Genomic DNA, 2,704 nt, shown 5'->3' with positions numbered 1-2,704 from the left:
ATCCGCCGCTACATCACCTGGCGAAACCGCCACGCCGACGACCGACGCCTACGCGCCGTCGTCGGCAAGGCAAACGTTGCCTGACCCGGCACTAGGGACGAACGGCCCGTGTTGGCAAGCAGTCAGGGGCGGTAGGCGACACGCATGTTGTGCAGGGGTGCATTCAATCCCACGGTGAGGTTAGTAAGCTGACCTCATGGTTACTCCAAGTGCTGCCGGAGACAGAGAGAAGGTCGTCTCCAAACTGCCGTCCTGGCTACGCCAGGACCTCAAGGTCCGTGCCGCAGAACTCGGCATCGACATCCAGGATGCCGTGTCCGCAGGCATCTCCGCCTGGCGCGCATCCTCGGAAGACCCCTCCCCCGTCGATACTGCGGGCTCTAGTTCGTTCTCCACCTGGTTGCCGCCAGGGCAATGGGAAGACCTCAAGACCACCTGTACCGAGCGAGACGGGATGCCCTTCGTCCAAGGGCTCGCCCAGTCGGTTCAGACCTGGCTGAGCGCCAATCCCTCCCCCAGGCACCGCCCGGTGACAGGCATCGTCCAGCGCAAGGTCGTCATAAACCAGAAGGGCGGAGTAGGTAAGACGGCCGTTGCGGCCGGCGTCGCCCAGGCTCTCGCCGAGGACGGCATGCGCGTCCTCCTGGTCGACTATGACCCCCAGGGTCACCTCAGCGATCAGCTTGGTGTCGAGCAACTTCCGCCAGGAACTGACAGCCTCGTGCTGCACATGTGCGGCGAGGGCAAGGGACAGCTGAAGGACCTGGTCGTCACGATCGAGTCCCCCCGATTCGAGAAGCGCCTCCACGTCCTGCCGGCCTGCCCCGACGGATTCCTCCTCGACGCGAAGATCGCCGTCGCGCGGATGCGGAACAAGGAAGCAGCCCTGGAACGGGCGCTGCAGCCGCTGGAGAAGGACTTCGACGCCATCGTGATCGACTGCCCGCCGAGCCTCGGCATGGCAACCGATGCGGCGATCTACTACGGGCGGCGCCGCCAAGGCGAAGGGGAGGGCATCTCCGGCATGGTCATCCCTGTCCTGGCCGAAGACTCCTCCGCGACGGCCTACGCGATGCTCGCCGACCAGATCGAATCACTGCGCGACGACCTCAGCCTGGAGATCGAGTACCTCGGGCTCGTCGTGAACCTCTACGACAGCCGGCGCGGCGTCGTCGCTACCTCTTCCCTCAGGGAATGGCGGAACCTCGGCGACCCCAAGGTCCTCGCTGTCATCGGTGACCTCAAGGAACAGCGAGAAGCCGTACGCAAGCGCATGCCGCTGCTGGAGCACGCCCCCTACTGCGACCAGTCGACGGGCATGCGAGAGATCGCGAGGCAGATTTCATGAGCTCCAAGGAAGACCAGCTCGGCGCATCCTCCTCGTTCGCCCGGGCCGGCAAGGCCCGCAGCGTCCGCCGCCAGCTGACCGATCAGGCCTTCGGAACGGTCGACCCGAACGAGCTGCCGCTCACCGAGATCAGCGCCAACCCGGACAACCCCCGGGAGACCCTCGGTGACATCTCCGGCATGGCCGACAGCCTCACCGAGATCGGGCAGATCCAGTCGATCACCGTCGCCTCCGTCGAGGCCTACCTACGGGACCGCCCGGAGCGAGCAACGGAACTCGAGCCAGGGGCGAACTTCGTCGTCGTGGACGGGCACCGCCGCCTGGCCGGCGCCCGGGCAGCGGGCCTGTCGACGATAAAGGTCACCGTCGACGACGCCCGGGTCACCACGGACGAGGCACTACTGGAGTCCGCCTTCGTCGCAAACGCCCAGCGGGAGAACCTCTCCGACCTGGAAGAAGCCGCAGCACTCAAAACGCTGGTGGCGTTCTACGGATCCCAGCACAAGGCCGCCCGCCGCCTCGGCGTCACCCAGCCCTACATCTCGCAGCGACTGTCCCTCCTGGAACTGGCACCGGAACTCCAGGCCGATCTGGAAGCAGGGCGCCGCAAGGTCGAGCACGTACGCGGCCTGGCCAAGCACACGCCGCAAGAACAACGTGAAGTTGCAGACGCACGAGCCCAGCAAGCAGCAGCGAAGAAGCAACAGCGGAACAAGCCCGCACCCCGCCCCGCAACTGATAACGCCGTAATCACTCCCGCCCCGGGAGAGCTCACAGCTCCATCCCACTCCCCCGCCGATAACGCCGTAATCACTTCAGTCCCGGCAGGGCCCGCAGCTCCGTCGGACTCCCTCACAGATAACGCCGTTATCACCCCCGGAGCGCCCGCCAGCCCCGAACCGGCCCCAACCCCCGGACCGGACAAGGCGGCGACTGATAACGCCGTAATCACTCCGCCCCCCGCACCCGCGTCCCCGGAGCACCTGCCCTGGCACAGCCCCCAAGCGCTCAACAGGCTGGCCCGAGAGCACATGACCACCGAGGACCGGCACACCCTGGCCAAGCTCCTCACCCAGGAGTGAGCTCCCGCAGGAGTGTCCCTGCCGCTTTCACCCAGCCCGGCAGGGACACTCGCCACTCCCCCGCCACCCACACCGCACCCAGCGAAAACACACTCCAGAAAGAGAACCCCAGATGGCAGCGATACCGCTGACACGCACACACCGGGTACTCATCGGGATCGTCGTCGCCGGTGCGGTGGTCATCGCCGCGATCGGCTTCGCGGGCTCCTACGCGGCCGTGCGCGAGCTGGCCGAGGCCAAGGGGTTCGGCCAGTTCTCCCTGGTGTTCCCCATC

General features: G+C 66.5%; 3 protein-coding genes. All 3 read left to right on the top strand.

The features are described 5' to 3' along the window. The first annotated feature begins 196 nt into the window (after positions 1-196). Positions 197-1,348 (top strand): ParA family protein, encoded by a 1,152-nt coding sequence (locus ACFWRT_RS37575; protein ID WP_380956097.1) that lies wholly within the window; start codon positions 197-199, stop codon positions 1,346-1,348. Continuing rightward, entirely contained in the window at positions 1,345-2,430 is a 1,086-nt protein-coding gene (locus ACFWRT_RS37570) for a ParB/RepB/Spo0J family partition protein (protein WP_380956099.1), read from the top strand. Before ACFWRT_RS37575 ends, ACFWRT_RS37570 begins: the two co-directional genes overlap by 4 nt. A 112-nt stretch (positions 2,431-2,542) precedes the next feature. Then, the coding region (locus tag ACFWRT_RS37565; RefSeq protein ID WP_380956100.1) for a DUF2637 domain-containing protein at positions 2,543-2,704 on the top strand (162 nt) is incomplete at its 3' end.

The sequence above is a fragment of the Streptomyces cyaneofuscatus genome (assembly GCF_042718795.1).
GTDB classification, from domain to species: domain Bacteria; phylum Actinomycetota; class Actinomycetes; order Streptomycetales; family Streptomycetaceae; genus Streptomyces; species Streptomyces cyaneofuscatus_A.
The sequence above is the reverse complement of the archived record's forward strand: the minus strand, read 5'-3'. Positions and strand labels throughout refer to the sequence as shown.